The 15,434-nt window shown below is 73.6% G+C and carries 14 protein-coding genes; 7 read left to right on the top strand and 7 right to left on the bottom strand.

Annotation, left to right across the window (positions count from 1 at the left end; genetic code table 11):
* The first annotated feature begins 4 nt into the window (after positions 1 to 4).
* The gene (locus tag ACZ4FH_RS08530; protein WP_467303287.1) at positions 5 to 1,102 is read left to right on the top strand and encodes a hypothetical protein; all 1,098 of its coding nucleotides are present in this window, start codon (positions 5 to 7) and stop codon (positions 1,100 to 1,102) included.
* Here ACZ4FH_RS08530 and ACZ4FH_RS08525 read toward each other — a convergent pair.
* Positions 1,099 to 2,040, bottom strand: coding sequence for a LysR family transcriptional regulator (locus tag ACZ4FH_RS08525; RefSeq protein ID WP_467303285.1), 942 nt, complete (start codon positions 2,038 to 2,040; stop codon positions 1,099 to 1,101). The two genes, ACZ4FH_RS08530 and ACZ4FH_RS08525, sit on opposite strands and share 4 nt — an antisense overlap.
* A gap of 123 nt (positions 2,041 to 2,163) precedes the next feature.
* Here ACZ4FH_RS08525 and ACZ4FH_RS08520 point away from each other — a divergent pair, with 123 nt between their 5' ends.
* Entirely contained in the window at positions 2,164 to 3,075 is a 912-nt protein-coding gene (locus ACZ4FH_RS08520) for an EamA family transporter (protein ID WP_467303283.1), read from the top strand.
* 85 nt (positions 3,076 to 3,160) lie between these two features.
* On the opposite strand, the gene ACZ4FH_RS08515 is transcribed toward ACZ4FH_RS08520, so the two are convergent.
* On the bottom strand, positions 3,161 to 3,949 hold the full coding sequence (locus ACZ4FH_RS08515; RefSeq protein ID WP_467303281.1) for a sugar phosphate isomerase/epimerase family protein: 789 nt from the start codon (positions 3,947 to 3,949) through the stop codon (positions 3,161 to 3,163).
* An 82-nt stretch (positions 3,950 to 4,031) separates the two neighbouring features.
* The gene (locus ACZ4FH_RS08510; RefSeq protein WP_383640312.1) at positions 4,032 to 5,204 is read right to left on the bottom strand and encodes a LacI family DNA-binding transcriptional regulator; all 1,173 of its coding nucleotides are present in this window, start codon (positions 5,202 to 5,204) and stop codon (positions 4,032 to 4,034) included.
* A gap of 134 nt (positions 5,205 to 5,338) precedes the next feature.
* Between ACZ4FH_RS08510 and ACZ4FH_RS08505 the strand changes: the two genes are divergently transcribed.
* The 3 genes from ACZ4FH_RS08505 to ACZ4FH_RS08495 are packed head-to-tail and all read left to right on the top strand — an operon-like array spanning position 5,339 to position 8,497.
* Positions 5,339 to 6,490: a Gfo/Idh/MocA family protein gene (locus ACZ4FH_RS08505; RefSeq protein WP_467303280.1), complete on the top strand. Its 1,152-nt coding sequence runs from the start codon at positions 5,339 to 5,341 to the stop codon at positions 6,488 to 6,490.
* Between the two features lie 37 nt (positions 6,491 to 6,527).
* Positions 6,528 to 7,673 (top strand): dihydrodipicolinate synthase family protein, encoded by a 1,146-nt coding sequence (locus ACZ4FH_RS08500; RefSeq protein WP_467303279.1) that lies wholly within the window; start codon positions 6,528 to 6,530, stop codon positions 7,671 to 7,673.
* Positions 7,670 to 8,497, top strand: a complete 828-nt coding sequence (locus ACZ4FH_RS08495) for a sugar phosphate isomerase/epimerase family protein (protein WP_467303277.1) — start codon at positions 7,670 to 7,672, stop codon at positions 8,495 to 8,497. The genes ACZ4FH_RS08500 and ACZ4FH_RS08495 overlap by 4 nt, the downstream gene beginning before the upstream one ends.
* A 52-nt stretch (positions 8,498 to 8,549) precedes the next feature.
* Here the strand turns inward: ACZ4FH_RS08495 and ACZ4FH_RS08490 are convergent, their stop codons facing one another.
* Entirely contained in the window at positions 8,550 to 9,353 is an 804-nt protein-coding gene (locus ACZ4FH_RS08490; RefSeq protein ID WP_467303275.1) for a hypothetical protein, read from the bottom strand.
* 63 nt (positions 9,354 to 9,416) lie between these two features.
* Positions 9,417 to 9,974 (bottom strand): hypothetical protein, encoded by a 558-nt coding sequence (locus tag ACZ4FH_RS08485; protein WP_467303273.1) that lies wholly within the window; start codon positions 9,972 to 9,974, stop codon positions 9,417 to 9,419.
* A gap of 319 nt (positions 9,975 to 10,293) precedes the next feature.
* On the opposite strand from ACZ4FH_RS08485, the gene ACZ4FH_RS08480 reads away from it, so the two are divergent.
* On the top strand, positions 10,294 to 12,222 hold the full coding sequence (locus ACZ4FH_RS08480; RefSeq protein ID WP_467303272.1) for a serine/threonine-protein kinase: 1,929 nt from the start codon (positions 10,294 to 10,296) through the stop codon (positions 12,220 to 12,222).
* Positions 12,223 to 12,407: 185 nt separating this feature from the next.
* Entirely contained in the window at positions 12,408 to 14,282 is a 1,875-nt protein-coding gene (locus ACZ4FH_RS08475) for a serine/threonine-protein kinase (RefSeq protein ID WP_467303271.1), read from the top strand.
* Here the strand turns inward: ACZ4FH_RS08475 and ACZ4FH_RS08470 are convergent.
* Both ACZ4FH_RS08470 and ACZ4FH_RS08465 read right to left on the bottom strand, forming a co-directional pair.
* Positions 14,267 to 14,479 carry a DUF397 domain-containing protein gene (locus ACZ4FH_RS08470; RefSeq protein WP_467303270.1) on the bottom strand — a complete coding sequence of 71 codons (213 nt, stop codon included), beginning with the start codon at positions 14,477 to 14,479 and terminating at the stop codon, positions 14,267 to 14,269. The genes ACZ4FH_RS08475 and ACZ4FH_RS08470 overlap by 16 nt on opposite strands.
* Positions 14,466 to 15,290, bottom strand: a complete 825-nt coding sequence (locus ACZ4FH_RS08465; protein WP_467303269.1) for a helix-turn-helix domain-containing protein — start codon at positions 15,288 to 15,290, stop codon at positions 14,466 to 14,468. Before ACZ4FH_RS08465 ends, ACZ4FH_RS08470 begins: the two co-directional genes overlap by 14 nt.
* Between the last annotated feature and the right edge of the window lie 144 nt (positions 15,291 to 15,434).

The following is a 15,434-nucleotide window of genomic DNA, read 5'->3' as shown; positions in this document are numbered from 1 at the left end:
AACGATGGGTGAGCGGTCGGACCTGGACGCCCTGGCGGCGGGACTCGACGCGTACGGGCCCGCCCCGGCCGGCTGGACGGACGAGCTGTGGGACCTCTACGAGCGCGTGGAGGCCGAGGCGCGGGTGACCCGGGTCCGGCCGGAGGGCTGGTCGGACGAGCTGTGGGAGGGATACCTCCGTGACGAGGTGCCCGAACCGCTTCCGCCGCTCACGGAGGAGCAGCGGGAGCTCTTCGCCCGGGAGCGCGAACGCGAACGCATGGCGTCCGCGCTCCAGCGGCTGCTGGAATCCCTGGCGGAGCGGCGGGAGGCGGCCGGGCTGAGCGACCCCGCGCGCGCCGCCGCCCTGGGCGAGCGCTGGGTGCGCGCGGGTCTGCCCGTCCACGCCGGGGTGCGTTTCCTGTACGAGCTGGGCGCGCCGGACGGCGAGGCGGCGCTGCTGCGCCTCGTGGCCGATGAAGCGCTGGACCGCGAGGACCGCCAGGAGGCCCGCTCCTGGCTCATCGTCCTGCGCCGGCCGCGCAACCGCGCACGGGGCCGGGAACCCCAGGAGGGCGAGACGCCGCTCCTGCCCCCGGCGGTGCGCGCACTCGCGGACGCCTGGGGGACGGACGGCCGCAGGCCGCCCCGGCAACCGGTGGACCGCGAGGACGTCGCGGCGGTCCGCGCCGCCCTGGAGGCGCTGCTGCCGGCGGAGCGACTGCCCGTGCCGGAGCCGCCGCCGGAGCTGCCGGACCAGGAGTACGAGGACGAGGGCGACGACGAGGGCGACGACGAGGAGGCGGAGCCCCGGCCGGACTGGGTCGATGTGCGGATCCTGCTGCGGGACCTCATGCCGCACCCGCGCACCGTCACCCGGGAGCGCATGGCCGAAGTGCGCCGGGAGGCCGAACGCCTGGGCCTGGCGACCGGGGACGGCTTCGCCGGGGAGTGGACGGTGCGCATCGGCGCGTGGATCGCGGGCGCGATGTTCGACTGGCTCGTGGAGGTGAAACGGGAGCCGGACGACCTCGCTCCCTGGGCCGCGGACCTCGCGGAGCGGTACGTCCTGCGTGGATACGCCGCCGAGGACGCCCAGCGCTTCCTGGACCTCTGTCCCTAGGCCGCCTCAGGAGACAGGGGCGCCCCGGCCGGGCGCAGACCCACCCCGGAGCCCCGGTCCTGGAGCGCGGCGACCGCCGCCGTGATCGCCGGGCGGCGGGCCGCCTCGGTGCGCCACAGGGCGTAGAGGCGGCGCTGCGGCACGGGAACGATCCGGACCGCCACGACGCCCTCGGGCAGCGGCCCGCGCCCCAGCCGGGGCATCACGGCCACCCCGAGCCCGGCGGCCAGGAGGGCGAGCTGGGTGTGGTTCTCCTCGGCCTGGTGGCGGATGTCCGGCTCGTACCCGGCGGCGCGCAGCGTCCGTACGAGCCAGTCGTGGCAGACCGTGCCGGGGGGCTGGCAGATCCACCGCTCCCGCGCCAGCTCCTCGCGCCGCACCCCGTCCCGGCCCGCCAGCCGGTGACCGGCCGGGACGAGCAGATCGCACAGGTCGTCACCGATCACCGCCTGCGCCACCCCGTCCGGCGCGGGCAGCGGCGCGATGTCCCAGTCGTGCGCGACGGCGAGGTCGATCACGCCCTTGGCCACCAGGTCCACCGAGAGATGCGGGTCGACCTCGGTCAGCCGCACGTCCAGGTCCGGATGGGCCCGTGCCAGCTCCGCCAGCACCCCGGGCAGCAGCCCGCGCGCCGCCGAGGCGAACGCCCCGATCGACAGCCGCCCCGTCGGCACCCCCCTGCGCTCCTCCAGCGTGGTCTCGGCCTGCTCCACGATCGCCAGCAACCGCTGCGCGGTGGCCGCGAGATGGACCGCCTCCTCGGTCAGCGCCACCCCCCGGCCGCGCCGCTCCAGCAGGGTCGTCCGGGTCTCCCGCTCCAGCTTGGTGATCTGCTGGGAGACGGCCGACGGGGTGTAGCCGAGGGCCGCGGCGGCCCCCGCGACCGAGCCGTGGACGGAGACGGCGTGCAGGGCGCGCAGCCGGGCGAGATCGAGCACCACAACCTCCAGGCCTCGTCGGGTCCGGGAACCACCGACCCATCGATTCATTAGCAGCACTCAATTCCACCATGAAGGAATCCGCGCTGGTGCTACATGGTCGGGCCGGGCGATCCTCGGGGCATGCGTCCTCTCCACATCGCCCTGGCCGCGCTCGTGGCCGCCCTCTGGGGTGTCAACTTCGTCGTCATCGAGGTCGGCCTCGACCACTTCCCGCCTCTGCTCTTCTCCGCCCTGCGCTTCCTGGTCGCGGCCCTGCCCGCGGTCTTCTTCGTCGGCCGGCCCAAGGTGGCGTGGAAGTGGATCGTGGGGGTCGGGCTGGCTCTCGGGGTGGCCAAGTTCGGGCTGCTGTTCATCGGCATGGACCGGGGGATGGGCGCCGGGCTCTCCTCGCTCGTGCTCCAGGGCCAGGCCGTCTTCACCGCCCTGTTCGCCGCCGTCGCGCTGGGCGAGCGCCCCGGCCGGGTGAAGCTCGCCGGGATGGCGGTGGCCGTGGCCGGGATCGGGGTGGCCGCCGTCGACGAGGGCGCGAGCGGCCCGGTGCTCGCCTTCGTCCTGGTGATCGCCGCCGCGGCCTGCTGGGGCGTGTCGAACGTGCTGACCCGCAAGGCCGCTCCGCCCGACTCGCTCAACTTCATGGTCTGGGTCTCGACCGTGCCCGTCCTGCCGCTGCTCGGCCTCTCCCTCCTCTTCGAGGGCTGGGGCCGCGACCGCGCGGCGCTGGCCGCGCTCGACTGGAGCGGCGTCGGCATCATCGTGTACGTCGCCTGGGTCGTCACCGTCTTCGGCTTCGGCGCCTGGGGCTTCCTGCTCAGCCGCTACCCGGCCTCCTCCGTCGCCCCGTTCACCCTCCTCGTCCCGGTCTTCGGCATGTCCTCCGCCGCCCTCCTCCTCGGTGAGCCGGTGAGCCCGCTGCGCTGGTGCGCGGCGGCCCTCCTGGTCGGCGGGGTGGCCCTCACCTCGCTTCCCGGGACACGGCGGACGGCGGCCCCGGCCCCGAAGCCGGAGCCGCAGCCGCAGCCGGTGGAGGCGTGACGGACGGGGCGGGGGAACCTCGTAGGCGGGAGCGCCGGACCGCCCGGGGAGGCGGCCGTACGCGGTCGGTCCCGCCCCGGCCTCCCTACCGGGCCCCCGCCACCAGCCCCAGCAGATGGTCCCGCCCCGCGTCCAGCAGCCCCGGCAGCTCCGCCGCCTCCGGGTGCCAGCGCTTCTCGTACTCCCAGCAGACCCAGCCGTCCGCGACCGGTGTGGCCAGGCAGTCCGCCAGCGGCAGCACCCCCGCGCCGAGCGCCACCGGGGTGGTGTCCTCGGCCGAGGCGATGTCCTTGACCTGGACGTATCCCAGGTACGGGGCGAGCGCCGCATGGCTGGCGGCCGGGTCCTCACCCGCGAGCCAGGTGTGCATGACGTCCCAGAGCGCGCCGACGGCGTCATGGCCCACCGCCCCGGCCACCCGGGCCGCGTCGGCCCCCGCACGGTGCGAGTCGTGGGTCTCCAGCAGCAGCCGCACCCCCAGCCCGGCCGCGTACGGGGCGGCGGCGGCGAGCCGGCGGACGGCGGTCGCGTCGGCGGTGGCCGGGTCCTGACCGCCGCCGCCCGGGAAGACCCGGACATGGGGCGCGCCGAGGTCGTGGGCCAGCCGGGCCAGGGCGGCGATCTCCTCCAGCACGGGGACGTCCTCGCCCTCGGCGGCGACCCGCGCATACCCCGCCACCGTCAGGATCTCGACCCCGCCCCGGGCGAACTCGGCCACCGCGGCGGCCCGTTCGTCCGCCGTGCTCCCCGGGTGCACCGCCTCCTCGGGGTGCGCGCGCAGCTCCACCCCCCGGTAGCCGTGGCCGGCGGCGAGCCGGACGACCTCGGACACCGGCAGGCCCGGCACCCCGAGGGTGGAGAAAGCGAGCTTCACGTGCGTGTTCCTTTCGTCGGTCCGGGCGGCAGCCCAAGGGCAGGTGCGACGGCGCCTGTTCGTGTACGACCCCGTCCCCGTCTCACCGCCGGGGCGCCGCCGTCGACCCCCGGACCATCAGTTCGGCCGCGATCGTCGCGATGCCGCCCGGCGGCGGGGCCTCCTTGCCCGTGGCCAGGCGGCCCGCCCGCGCGCCCGCCTCGACGAGCGGGAGGCGCACGGTCGTCAGGGCGGGGACCGCGTCCACGGAGAACGGCAGATCGTCGAAGCCGGCCACGGAGACGTCCTCCGGGATGCGCAGCCCCTGGTCGCGGACGGCCGCCGCCGCGCCGAGGGCCACGGTGTCGTTGGCGGCGACGACGGCGGTGATCTCCGGTTCGCGGCGCAGGAGTTCGACGGTGGCCTCGTAGCCGGAGCGCCGGTCGTACGAGCCGTGCACGGTCAGCCGGTCCTCGTCCGGGCCGGCCGGGCGGCCGTCCCCGGCCGAACCGTCCCCGTACCGCCGCACGGCCGGACCATCCCCCGCCGAGCCGTCGCCGCCCGGACCGGTGGCCGCCGAGCCGTCGCCGTACAGCCCGGCCGCCGCCAGGGCCTCGCGGTGGCCCTCCAGTCGGTGGCGGGTGGTGGTGCGCTCGGCCGGGCCCGCGACATAGCCGATCGTGCGGTGGCCCAGGGAGAGCAGGTGCTCGGTGAGACGCCGGCCGCCGCCCCGGTTGTCGAAGGCCAGCGCGGCCAGCACCGAGGAGTTGTCGGGCAGCGGCGGACGCCCGCACAGGACGACCCGGGTCCCCGCGTCCGCGAGCTTCGCCAGTTTCGCGGAGACGGCGGCCTGGTGGGCCGGGTCCTCGATCGCGCCGCCGGTGAGGACGACGGCGGCGGCGCGCTGGCGCTGGAGCAGGGTCAGATAGGTCAGTTCGCGCTCCGGGGTGCCGCCGGTGTTGCAGACGATGGCCAGCTTCTCGCCGCCCGCCCGCCCCGAACCGTCGCCCGGACCGCCGATCTCCGTCTGGGCCGCGCCCGCCATGATCCCGAAGAAGGGGTCGGCGATGTCGTTGACCAGGATCCCGATCAGGTCCGAGGTGGACGCGGCCAGCGAACTGGCGGGCCCGTTGAGCACGTAGTCCAGATCGTCCACCGCCCGCAGCACCCGCTCCCTGGTGGACGCGGCCACCGGGTAGTTGCCGTTCAGCACGCGGGAGACGGTGGCGGGGGACACCCGGGCGCGGGCCGCCACGTCCGCCAGGGTGACTGTCATCGCATTCCTCCGAGGAGTGGTGAGGGGGCGGGGGCCGGACCGATCAGCGCGCCCCCTCTTGTCCGGGCCGCTGTCGGCAGGCTAGCGTCATACCGCATAGAAAGCGCTTGCTACGGCTGTATGGAGGAACTTTCGTGACACGCAGGACAGTGCGCATCGCCATGAACGGCGTCACGGGGCGCATGGGTTACCGGCAGCACCTGCTGCGCTCGGTCCTCGCGATCCGCGAGCAGGGGGGCCTCGATCTCGGCGACGGCAACGTGCTGTGGCCCGAGCCGGTCCTCGTCGGCCGCCGCGCCCACGCGCTGGAGGAACTGGCCGCGAAGCACGGGCTGACCGAGTGGTCGACCGACCTGGACGCGGTCCTCGCGGACGACACCGTCGACCTCTACTTCGACGCCCAGGTGACCTCCGCCCGGGTCGACGCGATCAAGAAGGCCATCGCGGCCGGCAAGCACATCTACACCGAGAAGCCGACCGCCACGGACGTCGAGGGCGCCCTGGAGCTGGCCCGTCTCGCCCGGGACGCGGGCGTCAAGCACGGCGTCGTCCAGGACAAGATCTTCCTGCCGGGCCTGCTGAAGCTGAAGCGGCTGATCGACGGCGGCTTCTTCGGCGAGATCCTGTCCGTGCGCGGCGAGTTCGGCTACTGGGTCTTCGAGGGCGACTGGCAGGAGGCCCAGCGCCCCTCGTGGAACTACCGCGCGGAGGACGGCGGCGGCATCGTCGTCGACATGTTCCCGCACTGGGAGTACGTGCTCCACGAGCTGTTCGGCCGGGTCACCACCGTGCAGGCGCACGTCCAGACCCACATCCCCGAGCGCCGCGACGAGCACGGCAAGCCCTACGCGGCGACGGCCGACGACGCCGCCTACGGCATCTTCCAGCTGGAGGGCGGCGCCGTCGCCCAGATCAACTCCTCCTGGGCGGTGCGGGTCAACCGCGACGAGCTGGTGGAGTTCCAGGTCGACGGCACCCACGGCTCCGCCGTCGCGGGCCTGCGCAACTGCCGCGTCCAGCACCGCTCGGCCACCCCCAAGCCGGTGTGGAACCCGGACCTCCCCGTCACCGAGTCCTTCCGCGACCAGTGGCAGGAGGTCCCCGACAACGCGGTCTTCGACAACGGCTTCAAGGCCCAGTGGGAGCTGTTCCTGCGCCACGTCGTGCTCGACGAGCCCTACAGCTGGGACCTGATGGCGGGCGCCCGGGGCGTGCAGCTCGCGGAGCTGGGCCTGAAGTCCCACGCGGAGGGCCGCCGCCTGGACGTCCCCGAGCTGTCGCTGTGACCGGCCGCCTTCCGCTCGGACCCCTGGAGCTCTCGCCGTGACCATCCACCTCCCGCAGGGCCCGTACGAGCCCCGCACCACCCCGCTCGACCTGGCCCCCGGCGGGGCACCGCTCGCCTCCCGCACGGTCTTCTCCGCCGCCCACGTCGTCGCCGACCCGTACGCCGACATCAGCCCCGACTCCCCGGCCGCCGTCGACTGGGACGCCACCCTGGCCTTCCGCCGCCACCTCTGGTCGCACGGCCTGGGCGTCGCCGAGGCCATGGACACCGCGCAGCGCGGCATGGGCCTGGACTGGGCCGGTGCCGCCGAGCTGATCAGCCGCTCGGCCGCCGAGGCCAGGGCCGTCGGCGGCCGGATCGCCTGCGGCGTCGGCACCGACCAGCTCCCGGCCGGACCGGCCACGCTCGCGGAGGTCCGTGCCGCGTACGAGGAGCAGCTGGCCCATGTCGAGGAGAGCGGGGCCCAGGCCATCCTGATGGCCTCCCGCGCGCTCGCCGCCGTCGCGCAGGGCCCGCAGGACTATCTGGAGACGTACGCGCACCTGCTGCGCCAGGCCTCCGAACCGGTCGTCCTGCACTGGCTCGGCCCGATGTTCGACCCGGCGCTGGAGGGCTACTGGGGCTCCGCCGATCTGGACGCGGCCACCGACACCTTCCTCCAGGTCATCGCCGAACACCCCGACAAGGTGGACGGCATCAAGATGTCGCTGCTGGACGCGGAGCGCGAGATCGACGTCCGCCGCCGGCTGCCCTCCGGGGTCCGCTGCTACACGGGCGACGACTTCAACTACCCGGAGCTGATCGCGGGCGACGACCGGGGCTTCAGCCACGCCCTGCTCGGCATCTTCGACCCGCTGGGCCCGCTGGCCGCGCACGCGGTGCGGGTCCTGGACACCGGGGACACCAAGGCGTTCCGCGAACTGCTCGACCCCACGGTCGAGTTGTCGCGCCACCTGTTCCGGGCGCCGACCCGCTACTACAAGACCGGCGTGGTCTTCCTGGCCTGGCTGGCGGGCCACCAGGACCACTTCACGATGGTCGGCGGACTCCAGTCGGCCCGTTCGCTGCCGCATCTGGCGACGGCGTACGAACGCGCGGACCGGCTGGGCCTGTTCCCCGATCCGGAGCTGGCCGAGTCCCGGATGCGCGCCCTCCTCACGGTCAACGGGGGCACCCGATGAGCGACGGACGTCTCTCGGTCAACCAGGAGACCATCAAGCAGTGGTCGCTGCCGGAGCTGGCCGAGGGCTGCGCGAAGGCGGGCATCGACAAGGTGGGCCTGTGGCGGGCCCCGGTCCAGGAGTACGGCGTCGAGCGCACCGCCGCCCTCCTCGCCGACCACGGCCTGTCCGTCACCAGCCTGTGCCGGGGCGGCTTCCTCACCGCCGCCGACCCGGCCGCGCGCACCGCCGCCCTGGACGACAACCGCGTCGCGATCGACGAGGCGGCGGGCGTGGGCACGGACACCCTGGTCCTGGTCTCCGGCGGCCTGCCCGAGGGTGACAAGGATCTGTACGGGGCGCGCGAACGGATCGCGGACGCGCTTGCCGAACTGGCCCCCTACGCGGCCGAACGCGGGGTGCGCCTGGCCATCGAGCCGCTGCACCCGATGTTCGCCTCGGACCGCTGCGTGGTCTCGACGCTCTCCCAGGCCCTGGACCTCGCCGAGCGCTTCCCGGCGGAGCGGGTGGGCGTGGTCGTGGACACGTACCACCTGTGGTGGGACGACCGGGCCCCCGCCCAGATCGCGCGGGCCGGCGCGGGCGGCCGCATCCACTCCTTCCAGCTCGCGGACTGGATCACCCCGCTCCCGGCGGGCGTCCTGCTCGGACGCGGACAGCTGGGCGACGGCAGCGTGGACTTCCGGTTCTTCCGCCGGGCGGTGGAGGCGGCGGGCTTCGACGGGCCGATCGAGGTGGAGATCTTCAACGAGGACCTGTGGGCGCGTGACGGCGCGGAGGTCCTGGCGGAGGTGGCCGCCCGGTACGCCGAGCACGCCTGCTGACGGCGGTTCCCCCGGGGCCCGGCTGTGCGGTCCGGGTCCCGGGGGGAGGGGACTACTGGGGCGGCGCCTCGATCGTGACGGGCTGCCCGAGGTCGTAGAAGTGCTGGACGTAGGTGTCGGACGTCCCGGCCGTGTTCGAGGTGTTCTGGACGCCGACCGGGGTGCCGTCGTCCTCCAGCCACACGATGTACTCGACCACTTCGGAGCCCTGGTGGTCGAAGTGCAGCGCGTTGGTGACGCGCCACGCCTGGACGTCCTTGCCGTTCTCCAGGGAGATCAGGGCCTTCTCGGTGTCGACCTTCCAGGTGGCGAAGGAGCCGACGATCTCCGCGATGCCGGCGGGATCCGAGACGGTCCGGTACTTCTTTCCGAGTTCGGCGTCCACCGCCTCCTTGGAGTCGCTCTTCTCCCAGGCCCCGTCGGACTTGATCCATTCCTCGCCGTCGAGCGAGACGTACGCGTTGGTGCCGGTCTTCCCGTCCGCCCCGTCGACCTCCCCCGCCAGCGCCGTACCGGCGCCGATCCGGAACCGCGTGGTGCCGGACCGGTTGCCGACGAGCAGCGACTCCGTCCCCGTGCCGTAGGCCGCGAACGCCGCGCTCACGCAGGCCGCCAGCTCCTTGCCGCCGAGCTTCGCGTCCGAGGCCAGCCCGAGGCTCTTGCACGCGTCCGGCCGGACGTAGGGGGCGGGCGCACTGGTCCGGGGCGCGGGGGAGGAGGCGGGGGCGGAGCCGGGCGACGAGGACGCCGGCTCCGCCGCGTTCGCCTCCTCGTCGTCGGACGAGCATCCGGCGAGGAGAACCGCGGAGATCGCGGTGATCGCGAAGGTGGTCATGAAATGCTTCGGTCTACCCATGCGGCGGATGGTAACGGGGAGTTGGTCCCGTCGGGCCGCGGGGGACGCCGGAGCCCGGCCGGGCTACATGCCGGCGACGGTGCCGCAGGTGATGCTGCCGTCGACGGTGATCTCCTCGCCCTTCATGTCGGTCGGCCCCAGCTTCAGCCCGGCCACGGTGACCTCCCAGGTGTCGCCCTTCTTCTCGCCGGTGACGCCGGGCGCGGAGGTGGCCAGATAGGTCTTGCCGTCCTGCGTGACCAGCGTGCTCATCGCCTTGCCCTCGCTCAGCACGGCGGTGAAGGACGGCTTCGCCGGGTCGGCGCTCCCGGAGTTGTCCGGCGCGTTGATCGCGGTCAGCTTCCCGGCCAGCACCGCACAGGTCACCTCCGCGATGGACGCCTCGCCGCTGGCGCCCCCGCTGTACGTGAGACGCGCGGAGCCCTTGCCGGAGCCCGACTCGCCGGGGTCCTTCGCGTCCTCCTTGCCGGCACCGGGCGACGCGCTCTCCACGCCCATGCCCGCGCTGTCGGACACGGCGTCCGGTCCGACGCCCCCGTCGTCCGACGAGCAGCCGGTCAGGGCGAACGCGGCTGCGGCGAGCGCGAGGAGGGGAACGGTGAGGACACGGGAGCGGAACACACTCAGCACCTTTCGGGCGGTTTCACGGAACGCACACCGTACAGGCGCGCGATGACCGGAGGACAACGCTCCGGACCGGCACCCGAGCGCGCGCCCCGCGCGCCGATCACCCTGTGCGGAACGGGCACTCCGGCCGCCCCGCGTACGTGTAACAGCCCGGCATCAGCCGGGCGGAGACTTTCCGAAGTGGTTCCACCCGGTAACCCCTGTGCACCAGACTGATCGACTGTTGCATCAAGTCGTCCTGGAACCGGTCACGTTCGGACGGCAAGCGCTCTTCGGGGGTTCGGAGGGCCGGACTCACGGGGAGTGCTCGACCATGACCAGCGTGCACGACGGCGGCAACGGGGACGCCGAGGACGCACCGGGCGGCATCAAGCCGCTGACGTCCGCCGACCCGGTCCGCATCGGCCCCTATCTGCTGCTCGGCCGGCTCGGCGCGGGCGGGATGGGCCGGGTCTACCTCGCCCGTTCCGAGGGCGGCCGCACGGTGGCGGTGAAGGTGGTCCACGCGGAGCACGTGGCCGATCCGCAGTTCCGCGCCCGCTTCCGGCGCGAGGTCGAGGCGGCCCGCCGGGTCGGCGCCCGCTTCACCGCCCCCGTCCTGGACGCCGCGCCCGACGAGGAGTTCCCGTGGGTGGCCACCGGGTACGTCCCCGGCCTCTCCCTCGAACAGATCGTCCGGGGCCACGGCCCGCTCCCGGCCGCCACCGTCCTGGCCCTCGCGGACGGGCTGCTGCGCGCCCTGGTCGACATCCACGCGGCGGGCATCGTGCACCGCGACCTCAAGCCGTCGAACGTGATGGTCACGGTCGACGGCCCCAAGGTCATCGACTTCGGGATCGCCCGCGCCGTCGAGACGGCCGTCGAGTCCCTGACCAGTACGGGCATGGTGATCGGCACCCCCGGCTTCATGGCCCCGGAGCAGATCCGGGGCCAGGAGGCGATCCCGGCCAGCGACGTCTTCACCCTCGGCTGCGTCCTCACGTACGCGGCCACCGGACGCCTGCCGTTCGCCAACGGGGTCAGCAACCAGCACGCCGTGATGTACCAGATCGTCGAGGCCGAACCCGAACTCGACGGCATCGACGATCCGGCCCTCCGTACGCTCATCACCCGCCTCCTCACGAAGTCCGCCGCCGCCCGCCCCACGGTGGACGCCCTGCTGGCCGGGCTGGAACCCGCCTCCGGCACGCCCTCCTGGCTCCCCGCCGAGGTGGTCGGCCACCTCGCCCGCCAGTCCGCCCGCCTCCTGGACGCCGAGGCCGCGCCCGTACGCGAGGAGGGCGACCGGGGCACGCTTCCCCTGGGCCGCCCGGCCCCGGCCCCGACGGCCGCCCCGACCCCGACCGCCGCCCCGGCCGCCGTCCCGGCCCCGGTCCCGGCCGTGCCCGCCGCCGCGTCGACGCATCCGGACACCCCGAAGCCGGCCGCCGAGAAGCGCCGCCGCCGCTGGTTCGTCGCCGTCCCCGTGGTCCTCGTCCTGGGCGGGGGAGGCGGCACGATGATCGCCCTTCAGCCCTTCAGCCACGACACCGACAGCGGCGCCCACGCCTCCCCGCCCTCCGCCACGGCGGGCGTCACCCCCGGCACCCCGTCCTCGGCTCCGCCGGCCACCGGCACCGCCTCTCCGAAGGGCGACAAGAGCCCCCAGGCCGACGCGACCGAGGCCGGCGCCGAGGACGGCAAGGACGGCCGCGACGGCAAGGACGGCCAGGACGCCGCCACGGCCACCGGCGGCACCGCCTCCGGCGGCACGACGTCCGGCGGCGGAGGCACCTCCGGCTCGACCACCACCGGCGGCGGCACCAGCGGCGGCGCCACCGGATCCGGCACCACCACGACCACCGGCGGCTCCGGCAGCGGCTCCGGCTCCGGCTCCGGCTCCGGCTCCACGGGCGGCGGTTCCGGGGGCGGCAGCGGCGGCACCGTGCCCGCGTCCTTCGTCGGCACCTGGAAGTACGGCGAGACGTACAACATCAACCAGCCCGCCACCGTCGTCATCTCCTCCAACGGCACGGTGCGCCTCTCGGAGATCTCCTTCACCGACTGCGTCTACGTCGGCCGCGTCGTCTCCCGGGCCAACGGCGGCAGCCGGATCAACGTCAGCTCCACCGACCTCGTGAGCGGCACCCCCGGCCCCTGCTCGCCCAACCTCGAAGCGTCCTACTTCACCCTCAACGGCAGCGGCATCCAGCACAACGTCGGAGCCGCCGCCGGAGACGGGTACTTCTACAAGCGGGGCTGACGGCGGTGTACGTGTAACAGCCCCGCATCAGCCGTGCGGAGACTTCCCGAAGTGGTTCCACCCGGTAACCCCTGTGCACCAGACTGGTCATTCGCCGCATCAAGTCGCCCTGAATTCAGCCACGTTCGGACGACACATGCTCTTCCGTACGCACGGAGGGCTGGACCCACGGGGAGAGCACGACCATGACCAGCGCGCACCACGGTGACCAGCAGGGCGCCGAGGACAACCTCGACGGCGGCATCAAGCCCCTGGCGGTCGGTGATCCGGCCCGCATCGGCCCCTATCTGCTGCTCGGCCGGCTCGGCTCGGGCGGCATGGGCCGGGTCTACCTCGCCCGTTCCGAAGCCGGCCGCACCGTCGCCGTGAAGGTGGTCCACGCCGAGCACGTGGCCGATCCGCAGTTCCGCGCCCGCTTCCGGCGCGAGGTCGAGGCGGCCCGCCGGGTGGGGGAGCGCTACACGGCTCCCGTCCTGGACGCCGAACCCGACGCGGAGTTCCCCTGGGTGGCCACGGGATACGTTCCCGGCCTCTCCCTGGAACAGATCGTCCGGGGCCACGGCCCACTCCCGGCCGCCACCGTCCTGACCCTGGCCGACGGCCTGCTGCGCGCGCTCGCGGACATCCATGCGGCGGGCATCGTCCACCGCGACCTCAAGCCGTCGAACGTGATGGTCACGGTCGACGGCCCCAAGGTCATCGACTTCGGGATCGCCCGCGCCGCCGAGACGGCCGTCAACTCCCTGACCAGCTCCGGCATGGTGATCGGCACCCCCGGCTTCATGTCCCCCGAGCAGATCCGCAGCGGCGAGGTCGGCCCGGCGAGCGATCTGTTCTCCCTCGGCTGCGTCCTCACGTACGCGGCCACCGGACACCGCCCCTTCGCCGAAGGCGTGGGCAACCACCACGCGGTGATGTACCAGGTCCTTGAGGAGGAACCCGACCTCAAGGGCGTGGACGATCCCGCGCTGCACGCCCTGATCACCCGCCTCCTGGCGAAGCCCGTCGCCGAACGGCCCGAGATCGGCGCACTCCTCGACGAGGAGGACGCACCCCCTGCCGGGGCCTCCTGGCTGCCCTCCGAGGTGATCGCCCACCTGGCCCGTCAGTCGGCCCGGCTGCTCGACGCCGAGGCGGCACCGGTCCGAGAGGAGGGCGAACGGGGGACGCTGCCGCTGGGCCGCGCGCAGAAGCCCCCGGTGCCCGCGACACCTCCGGCAGCGCCGGAGGGCGGGGAGAAGTCCGCGAAGGACGCCAAGGAGAAGCGCCGCCGCCGCTGGTTCGTCGCCGTCCCGGTGGTCCTCGTCCTGGGCGGTGGCGGCGGCACCATGATCGCCCTCCAGCCCTTCAGCCAAGACACCGACAGCGGCGCCCACGCCTCCCCGCCCTCCGCCACGGCGAGCGTCACCCCCGGGACCTCGGCCCCCGCGTCCTCGTCCCCGTCCCCGAACGGCACCGCCTCGCCCAAGCCGCGGACCAAGAGCCCCAAGGCCGACGACGGCAAGGCGGGCGGCACGGACGGCAGCGACGGAACGGACGGCCGCAACGGCACCGACGGCCGCGACGCCACGACCACCTCCGGCACCGGCTCCTCCGGCGGCACGACCTCCTCCGGCGGCACCGGCTCCACCGCCACCACCGGGGGAACCACCAGCACCGGAGGGTCGGGCTCCACCGGCGGCTCCACCACCGGGGGTTCCGCCACGGGCGGCTCCTCCGGCGGTTCCTCCGGCGGCGGGGGCGGGGGAACCGTGCCGTCCTCGTTCGTCGGCACGTGGCAGAACGCCGAGGTCTACAACGGGAATCAGCCCGCCACGATCGCCATCTCCTCCTCGGGAGCGGTCCGCATGACGGGCCTCGTCTCGTCCCCCTGCCCGTACGTCGCCAAGGTGACCTCCACGGCCGACAACGGCAAGCGCATCAACGTCAGCAAGCCCGAACTCGACGGCCCCAACCCCGGCTACTGCTGGGCCGCCTTCAGCCCGTCCAACTTCACCCTCTACAGCGGCGGAATCCTCTACAACGTGGACGCCGGGAGCTACCACTACAAGCGGGGCTGACGGCCTTCCTTGAGCGCGGTGACGAACGACGTCCACCCTGCGGTGGAGAACACGATGACGGGCCCACCGGGGGCGGCCTTGCTGTCGCGGACGGGGACGACGGGGTGGCCTGCGGCGACCTCCAGGCATTCGCCCTGGTTGGCGCCGCTGTAGCTGGACTTGAACCAACCGGTGAAGCTTTGCTCAGCGTTGTACATGTTCGTATTCCTCCGAGATGGCTCGGACCAGAGCCACTGAATCCATATGCGCGAGGGCGTCGCCCAGAGCGAGAGCGTAGTCCGTGCCACAGGCCGCAACCAGCGCTGGATCATCGAGCAGGTTTCCGGTGTATAGGCCCTCGACGTAGGCAACCGGTGCGGCATCGCGGAAGTCGAGCAGATAGAGCATGCCTTCGAGCAGGGCGTGCGCACCGGCGGCGAACGGCAGGACATGGAGGCGCAGGCGCCCGCCCTCTGCCATGTCGGCGATCCTGCGGAGCTGTTCCGCCATCACCTGAGGTCCGCCGATCGGCCGTCGGAGCACGGCTTCGTCGAGCAGCGTCCATGCCACTGGGCCGTCGGGTGTCTGGAGCAGCTTCCCTCGTTCCACTCGATTGGCCACGGCCCTGTCCAGCTCGTCCTGAGTGAAGTTCGTCCGGGCCGCCCGGAAGACGGCGCGGGCATAGGAGGGGGTCTGGAGCAGCCCGGGGACGAGATGGGCCCCGTACTGCCTGATCTCCGAGGCCTCCCGTTCCAGTTCGGCCACGGACCTGAAGTAGTCGGCGTACTTCTGCTCCAGGTCCTCCAGCCACCTGACAAAGAACCCGTCAGTCCCCAACGCCCGGTCAATCCGCTGCGCGTCGTCCGGTTTGGGCAGCCGCCGCCCCGCCTCCCAGTGGCTGATCAGCGTCGGCGAGCACACCACTTGCTCGCTCAACGCCTCCTGCGTCAGCCCGGCCGCGATGCGGCGCAGCCTCAGCTCCTCGCCGTACTTCTGCCGAGGGCTGCGCGGCGTTCGCTTCGTTCCCATGGTGCCCAACTCCCCGTTCCGACGGTCCTGACGCCCGTGCTGTCATCCCCGCCCCCCTGGCAGCGTAGCGACGGCCGACCGCACTCTGTGAGGGATTCACTACAGAAAGCTGTGCCCCCGCTCCGGGGGCCGAACGGGAAGCGG

This window comes from Streptomyces sp. NPDC024555 (genome assembly GCF_055559335.1).
The sequence above is the reverse complement of the archived record's forward strand: the minus strand, read 5'-3'. Positions and strand labels throughout refer to the sequence as shown.